We start from the raw sequence: 7,910 nt of genomic DNA on the forward strand, positions 1-7,910 counted from the left end.
TTACATCTCGTTCACGCAATTCAGGGAGCGTTACGCTCCGCGAGAACACGTCTTCCAGCCGCTATCCAAGACTACGGACGCCCCGGCGTGCCACGCATCACGATCTATGTATGGGGAAACGCGCAATCCGGCGTGTGGACCGTGGAAGAGGATGCATCTATGCTTGAAGTCGTAAGCGCCACGTCTCGCGTGGGGCTCGACGAGCGCAATCCCGAACGGCGGCAGGTTCACACGCTTCGCCTGTTTCGCGATGGCAATCGGAGCGGCGACCCAGAGTTTGAGGCGCGGCTGGAAGACGTGTTCTCGCGGAGCGTAACGCTCCCTGAATTGCGTGAACGAGATGTAATCGTCATCGAGACGCGCACGCGTCGTCGTCTCTCGTGGCGCGATATCAACCAGGTGACAGGTACCATAGCATCGGTGCTGTCAACCTACCTTCTTATCGAGCGCTTACAATAGTAATTAATCATCTCGAGTCCTGCTCTATCCATGCAGCGTATCTCCCCATGAAAGCTGTTATTTTTGCAGGCGGATTCGGCACTCGGATCGCCGAAGAAACCGCCGTTCGTCCAAAGCCCATGGTGCCCGTTCGCGTCCATCCCATTCTGTGGCACATTCTGATGTTGTGGATACAAAGGCAACGTGGTTAAGCGCTACTTTGCCGAGTACGCCGCCATACAGGCCGATCTTACGTACGACTTTGCTAATGGCACCACCACCATCCACCACGATTGGGTGGAGCCATGGCGCGTTACACTGGTGGATACCGGGTTCGATACCATGACGGCGGGACGTCTCAAGCGAGTACGTGAGTACATTGGCAAGGAAACGTTCTGCCTGACGTACGACGATGGCGTGAGCGACATTGACATTCGCGCGTTCATCGCTCACCATCATGCGCAAGGGTGCCATGCTACGCTCACCGCTGTGCAACCACTCGGACGCTTCGGTACGTTTACATTGACGCCCGGCGATGACACGATCCGCCACGTCCGCGAAAAGCCCAACGACGGCCCGGCGTAGATTAACGGCGGGTTCTTTGTGCTGGAGCCCGAGGTGTTCGATTACATCGAGGGCGATGATACGGTGTGGGAGCAGGAGCCGCTCATCGGCCTCGCGGGCGACGGTGAACTGGCTGCCTATCGCCACACGGGGTTCTGGCAGCCGATCGATACGCTGCACGACTGCCAGCATCTGAATGCGCTCTGGAAACAGGGCAAAGCGCCCTGGTGCGTATGGAGACCGCGCACACACCCAAGGGCGCTACCCATGGTGCACAGACGCACACGGGCTCATCCGTTTTTACATGATACCTCCAAAGCGGGATAGGCAGTCGGCTGTGTATCATAGCAGAGCAACTACTCCGCATCCGCAGTCCGAAGCAGTTCACGCGCGGCCTGCAGCGAACCATCGTGCGGCGCCGCATCCAGGTCGAGCAGGTGGGTCATCAGCGGGTATAGATCTACAAAGTCGAGCGTATCGACCTGCATGCCAGCCTCAAACGCTGGACCGTTGGCAATCAGGAAGGTCTGCATGTCGGGCGTCGACGGCACGTAGCCGTGCGTGGCGCCGCTGAGCCCGTCGGGGTTGTCCTCAAGGTACGATGTGGTGGTGAGTGACCATCCGGGGTCAGCGATTGCAATGATTTCAGGGATGCGCGGGTGGTCGCGAAAGTGCAACGCCTCGGGCACCTCGCTGCGATGATAGGCGCTCACCCGGTCGAGTGCATCAAGCGTATCAATGATCGGCTGCGGATCCACGCCCTCGCGCGGATTCATCATGCCGACCGGTGTGTAATCGACGATCTGCACGTCATCGAGATTGATGTGCTCGTCGACCACCACGGCGCGTTCCCGCGAGGTCTCCACCATGCCATGATCGCCCGTAATGAACAGGTTCACGTCCATGTCGCGCGCATCCAGCCCGTCGATCAGGCGCTGCACGTAGCCGTCTACCGATTGCATAGCTTCGGCGACCTCATCGGATTCGGGACCGTGGCGGTGTCCCTCTGTATCCACCGTGCTAAAGTAGAGCGTCAGGAACGACGGGCGTTCGGCATCGGGCCGGTCGAGCCAGTCGAGCACGGTATCTACGCGCTCGGGGCCGGGCGTGTCGTCGCTGTAGGGCAGCCAGTACGAAGGCCGCGTGCCGTCGATCTCGGCTTCGGAACCGGGCCAGAAGTAGGTACCGGCCCGCATCCCCTGCTGCTCGGCTGTCACCCAAATCGGCTCGCCGTCGTCCCACCAGTCGCCGTTGGTTACCGCTTCCGTATTCCCCAGGCTAAACGAGGCATCCATCTCGGGGTCGTACATGCTGTTGGCGACAATGCCATGATGGCCCGGATGCAGACCCGTCACGAGCGTATAGTGATTCGGGAAGGTCTTCGTCGGAAACGACGGCATAAACCGTTCTACAGACGCCGATGCATTCCGCAGCGAGTCGAGCGTCGGCGCGTCGTGCAGCTCCAGGTAATCATGGCGCAGCCCGTCGATCGAGAGGAGCAGCACCGGCACCTCGGCAGGGGCCTGCACGCGATTGGGCGTAGCATCCGGCAGATCGCCCGGCTTCTCGCATCCCCCCAGCAGCCCAACGCCAAGAAGAGAAAGGACGAGCACACTAATCCAGGCAGGCGGTTTGCTTGATAAGCTGGTGTTCATAGGATCTTGGGAATACGGGAGATACGTCGATGCTTATGGGTTGGTAGCAGCTTCAGGGGTGCAGTAGGCAGCGGTGGAAGCCTGGTCTTCGACGCGAATGGTAGCGCCTTCGGGCACCACAAATTCGCTGAACCCAACGGGCTGCCCGGGGCGGCCCCAGTCGTAGGTGTAGCCCAGCCCCGTAAACGGATAGCCGCCCGGCTGATGCGAGAACGCAAACTGCTCATCCAGCCATTCGGTGTGCTCCGGAGCCACGCGCACCCGACTCGCAGGCTGTGGCGCCGTAGCCGTGCACTGCCGGTCGGTGATTTCGGGGTCGGGGCACGGACGAAACAGGTCCTCGGTCGATGCCCAGAACGTCACGAACTGCGTGTATCCGGCATAGGGCGGCAGGCCCAGGCGCTGCTCCAGGCGGCGCTCGTGGTGTTCGGGCGGCAGATCCCGACAGAACTGCTGCACCGCAGGCGTGAGCGTGACCCACACATCGCCGGCAAGCGTGAGCGTGTCGCCATCGGACGAAGGCGTGCGGGCTCCCGGCAAGGGTGCGTCGTCGGTCCAGGTGGTGACCTGCACCCAGCGCGTGCTGTCGCCATCGACCTGCCAGCGGAGCGTGTCGTTATGGGGCGCAACGGGGGTGAGCGTCTGCACCACGGAGTCGGCTCCCAACTGAGCAGCGTGCCAGATGGCGCGCTCGTAGGCAATGACCAGCGTGCTGGAATCGGCCCGTACGAGCCCGGGAGTCTCTTCTATCGGGGCGCTCCCTGTGCTGCATCCCCCCAGCCCCATACCGATAATAAGCAGCCCGCTAACTACGAATGCAGCGTGCCCGGGCAGGGAGCGGAGAGCGACAAACAGCACGTGTACACGGCTCATGAGAGAGCGCTCAAGCAGTTAGCGTCCGATAAGAAGGTACAGAATCGCACCAAGGAGCGGCATAAAGATGATAATGAGCGCCCAGATGATCTTGTTGACGGGGCTGCGGCCGCTGGATCCCAAGAGGTCGAAGAGGGCTACCAGCGCCACAACAAGCACCAGGATAGAGATAAGCCCTCCAGCGCCCGACGTAGCGTGCTCAATGAGATTGCGTCCGCATCCGCTGAGCACAAGAAGCAGCGGCATAAGCAGGGCGAGCGGAGTCCAACGGCGTAGTGCAAAGCGAGAAATCATGGTATCTCCAGGGTTGATGAGAGAGAAGGTGCTGCGTTGTTTTCCATCCTACGAACGAGCGTGGAGAATTGATACCGCACAGACGCAGCGCCTCACGCTCAGAACCGGCTTGGGGTTTGGTGTGCGAACGCGATTCCAATGGAGTGAGGTACCGAACCGGGATCACAGATCAGAGCCCGGGCTCCAGCTTCAAATCCGGCAGGTTCGGATGTCCGTGATAATGATGCCTTTGGCGCCAATGGCGGTGAGGCGATCCATGATTTCGTTGACGCGCGACTGCTTCGCCATCGCTTTCACGGCCACCCAGCCGTCTTTGCTGAGCGGCGACACGGTGGGCGACTCGATGCCCGGTGTAATTTCGTGGGCAACGTCGAGCTCGGACTTCGGCAGGTCGTACTCGACGACAATGTACGAGCGGGCCACCAGAATCCCCTTGATGCGCTCCTGAAAATGACGGGCCGCCTCTTTGTCAGCGATCGTGCCGTTTTGCGCAATGAGCATGGCCTGCGTATCTACAATCGGGTTGCCGATCACCTTCAGGCCCGCCTCGTCGATCGTGCGTCCGGTCTGCACCACATCGGCAATCGCATCGGCCACGCCCAGTTGAATTGAGATCTCGACCGCACCGTCAAGCGGAACGACCGTGGCGTCGATACCGCGCTGCTCCAGGTCGCGCTGCACCACGTTGACGTACGAGGTGGCAATGCGGGTGTCGGACGTGAAATCGTCGGGGGTAATGTCTTGCTCTTTGGGCACCGCGTAGCAGAAGCGCGCCTTCCCAAACTCCAGCGGCATGACCTGCGTGACGTCCGCCCCGCTGTCGTGCAGCAAGTCGAGCCCGGTTACGCCCAGGTCGATAATGCCCCTGCTCACATAGGTGGCAATGTCGCGCGGACGCAAGAACACGAACTCCACGTCATGGTCGGTATCGCGCACCGAGAGTTCGCGTCCGCGACGGCGGCAGTGGTATCCAGCCTCGCTGGCCAGGGTCGCTGCACCGTCGGACAAGGCTCCTTTGTTGGGAAGAGCAATTTGAAGCATAAAACAGGGGGATGAACGAAACAGAAAGTGAGCACGTAAGCGGGATACAGGGCACTGCTACAGGTGGCGGTATACGTCGTCGAGGTCGAGGTCGCATGCCAGCATCATCACCTGCACGTGGTAGAGCAGTTGCGCGATCTCTTCGGCAGTGCGCTCGCGCCCTTCGTGTTCGGCAGCCATCCACACCTCGCCCGCCTCTTCGAGCACCTTTTTTCCGATGGCATGGGGGCCCTCGGCTACGCGGGTCACGGTGCCCGATTCAGGGTCATTCGTTTCGACTTTCGCCGACAGTTCGGCAAACAGCTCTTCGAATCGCTTCATGCGGGATGGAATGCAGGTGGGAGGACCGCCGAAAATATCCGTGCTGTTGTACCACACCAGCAGGCGGGCGTTGCATCACGAAATGATCATGCCCCATTATGCGTCTCGAATTTTTTGTTGGATGCTGATCTGCCCCTCCCCCGCACCCCCTTTCACAGAATTGATGCAGATGCGGCAGGCAGCGGCGGGGCAGAGCCCCTAAAAAGTGCGTCGCATAGCGGGTACGTGTTTAACACAGGAAGAAACAGGTACAAGCGCGCCGCCCGAAGCCGCTCCCCTGGAGAGGGGAGCTGTCGCGCAGCGACTGAGGGGTGGATCTGAAGCAGCACTTCATGTGGAGGTGCCTAGGCATGTGCGGGTTTGTCTCACGATGGTCATTGCTCTGCCTCGTGACGCAAATGATTAGGGGCTCTGCCCCGTAGTCTTACCGCTCTGCCTGATAGCCCTTATGGATTTTACAGGGCTTCTCTCGCCCCACCTTTCACAGAATCGATGCAGATGCAGTAGGGCGACTGCTGGAAACTCTCGCGTATGTTTTGTATGATGCTCATCTCCTGTTCACCCTATGTTGCGTGCAACCCATCAAATCGCATGAAAACGGACGTCCTTTCGCTCCACTCCCCCCGCACGTCATGGTTCGACCGGCTACGCGCCGACGACGCCTCCATGGCGCTGCAAGCCGCTGGCATCACAGGCTTTGCCCTGCTCACCGCCTTCGCCGCCGACGCCAACGTGCGCCTCTACCTGTGGGAGGTCCCCATCACACTGCAAACCCTGATGGTGTACGCCAGCGGGCTCTTCCTGGGCGCACGCAACGGCATGCTTGCCCAGCTGCTGTACGTAGCGCTCGGCATGTTCGTCCCCGTTTACGCGGGCGATGGCACCGGCGTGGCGTATCTGCTGGGCCTGGCCTCGGGCGGATACATTCTGTCGTACCCGGTCGCGGCGTTCGTCACCGGAGCGCTCACGGAGCGGTGGAATACGCTTGTAGGCAGCACCCTGTCGATGCTTGTAGGCGCAGCGATTATCTTCACGGCCGGCGTAACGTGGCTGCACTACGTGGCCGACCACGCCACCTGGATGGAGTCCATCGACAAAGGTTTCCTGCGCTTCCTCTGGATCGACCTCGCCAAGATCGGTGTGCTCGGCGTGCTGTTTGGCGGATTCCGATTTGCCACTGGCTCCGATACCGATGCCCAAAACTGACGTGTAAGCCATCCGGCGTGCCGCTTTGGTGCCGGAACTGCACGGTTTACCCCCTGGTTCGACCGTCTGCGTGCATCATGCCATGCAGACGGTCGATTGCGTTATGAGACCTTTTTTTGTTGGATGCGGCGTGTTTGTTCTTGCAGCTACGCTTCTGCTTGGGCTCCGCACGGCCCCTGCTTCTGCCCAGGCACCGCCTGCTCCTGAAACCGGCACGTCTATCCTGGACGATTCCTTCGTGCGCGAGCAGGGAAAGCGGGGCCTCGACTCGCTCTACAACATGGCGTTCGATGATGCAGAGGCCATCTTCGACCGCATTGAGGCGCGCCATCCCGACCATCCCGTGGGGCCGTTCCTGAATGGACTCAACGTGTGGTGGCGCATCTTGCCGGATCTCGAAAACACCGCGCACGACGACGACTTCTACCGGCACATGGAAGCCACCGTGAGCCGCGCCGATGCGCTCCTTGCGGAGGACAGCGATCACTTCGATGCTACATTCTTCAAAGGCATCGCGTTGGCCCTGCAGGCTCGTCTGAAATCCAACCGCGGTGAGTGGGTCGGAGCGGTGCGCCGAGGACGACGCGCCATTGGCTATGTGCGCGAGGCGCGCGACCAGGCTCCGCACATCGAGGACTTTGCCTTTGGGCGCGGCATGTACGACTACTACGCCGCCATCATCCCCGAAGAGTATAACGCCGCCCGCATGGTCATGTGGATGCTGCCCGACGGCGACCGCGAAGGGGGCCTGCAGATGATTCACCGCGCTGCCGAAGAAGGGTGGTACATTCAATCAGAGGCGCGCTACTTTCTTGCACAGATCTATGCGCTCTACGAAGACGACTACCCCGAAGCCCAGAAGCACATGGCATGGCTGCGTGAGGAGCATCCGCACAACGCGTATTTCCACGCATACGCAGCGCGCTTGCACAGCCGACAGGGCCACTTGCGGCAGGCGCGCGATGTCTACGCCGAGGTCGCCGAGCGTCACGAGGACGGATGGACGGGCTACAACACGCCCATTGCGCAAGAGGCCTACTTCCAACTGGCCCGCGAACGTTTCATTCAAGACGACTACGAAGCGGCACTGCGCCACCTGGCACACATCGAATCGCTGGATGCGAGCGACGATGTCGAAGATCGCAAGTATGTGGTCCTTGGACGACTCTACCAGGGCATGATCTACGACGCCACCGACCGGCGCAACCAGGCGATGAATCGTTATCGGATCGTGCTCAGCATGGACGATCATAACAACAGCCACGAACGCGCCGAGCGGTATCTCGATGAGCCGTACGGCTCGTAGCGCTCTGTGACCGCCCCGCGCACACGAGGCGCGCTGCCTACTGCTCTGTCACAGGTCAATCTTGGGGTAGTCGCGCACCTCTCTTACATGCTGTCATCTTGAGCGAAGCAACTGCGCCTAGCAGGCATTGGGGGCAGAATGGTCAAGTTTCTGGCGAAGCAGTTCCAGCGTTGGCTGGGGCAGCGGCACGTAACGGTCACGGGAACCCTTGC

8 protein-coding genes and 1 pseudogene are annotated in these 7,910 nt (G+C 60.7%); 4 read left to right on the plus strand and 5 right to left on the minus strand.

Features of this window, described 5'->3' with window-relative positions; translation table 11 throughout:
• Nucleotides 1-459: hypothetical protein (locus R6U20_RS12395; protein WP_410338163.1), on the plus strand; the 459-nt coding region annotated here is incomplete at its 5' end.
• A 47-nt stretch (nt 460-506) separates the two neighbouring features.
• A pseudogene (gene rfbF, locus R6U20_RS12400) lies at nt 507-1,329 on the plus strand (glucose-1-phosphate cytidylyltransferase).
• Between the two features lie 29 nt (nt 1,330-1,358).
• Here rfbF and R6U20_RS12405 read toward each other — a convergent pair.
• From R6U20_RS12405 to R6U20_RS12425, 5 genes are all read right to left on the minus strand, one after another.
• Nucleotides 1,359-2,615, minus strand: a complete 1,257-nt coding sequence (locus tag R6U20_RS12405; RefSeq protein WP_410338164.1) for an ectonucleotide pyrophosphatase/phosphodiesterase — start codon at nt 2,613-2,615, stop codon at nt 1,359-1,361.
• A 75-nt stretch (nt 2,616-2,690) separates the two neighbouring features.
• Nucleotides 2,691-3,530 carry a hypothetical protein gene (locus R6U20_RS12410; protein WP_410338165.1) on the minus strand — a complete coding sequence of 280 codons (840 nt, stop codon included), beginning with the start codon at nt 3,528-3,530 and terminating at the stop codon, nt 2,691-2,693.
• Nucleotides 3,531-3,548: 18 nt separating this feature from the next.
• Nucleotides 3,549-3,824 (minus strand): PLD nuclease N-terminal domain-containing protein, encoded by a 276-nt coding sequence (locus R6U20_RS12415; RefSeq protein WP_410338166.1) that lies wholly within the window; start codon nt 3,822-3,824, stop codon nt 3,549-3,551.
• Between the two features lie 189 nt (nt 3,825-4,013).
• Nucleotides 4,014-4,865, minus strand: coding sequence for an ATP phosphoribosyltransferase (hisG, locus tag R6U20_RS12420; protein ID WP_410338167.1), 852 nt, complete (start codon nt 4,863-4,865; stop codon nt 4,014-4,016).
• Between the two features lie 57 nt (nt 4,866-4,922).
• On the minus strand, nt 4,923-5,186 hold the full coding sequence (locus R6U20_RS12425) for a phosphoribosyl-ATP diphosphatase (RefSeq protein ID WP_410338168.1): 264 nt from the start codon (nt 5,184-5,186) through the stop codon (nt 4,923-4,925).
• Nucleotides 5,187-5,777: 591 nt separating this feature from the next.
• Between R6U20_RS12425 and R6U20_RS12430 the strand changes: the two genes are divergently transcribed.
• Nucleotides 5,778-6,392: a biotin transporter BioY gene (locus R6U20_RS12430; RefSeq protein WP_410338169.1), complete on the plus strand. Its 615-nt coding sequence runs from the start codon at nt 5,778-5,780 to the stop codon at nt 6,390-6,392.
• A 103-nt stretch (nt 6,393-6,495) separates the two neighbouring features.
• Nucleotides 6,496-7,698 carry a tetratricopeptide repeat protein gene (locus R6U20_RS12435; RefSeq protein WP_410338170.1) on the plus strand — a complete coding sequence of 401 codons (1,203 nt, stop codon included), beginning with the start codon at nt 6,496-6,498 and terminating at the stop codon, nt 7,696-7,698.
• Nucleotides 7,699-7,910: the final 212 nt, after the last annotated feature.

Origin of the sequence: Longimonas sp., assembly GCF_046498435.1 — a bacterium.
In the GTDB taxonomy this organism is placed as follows: Bacteria; Bacteroidota; Rhodothermia; order Rhodothermales; family Salinibacteraceae; genus Longimonas.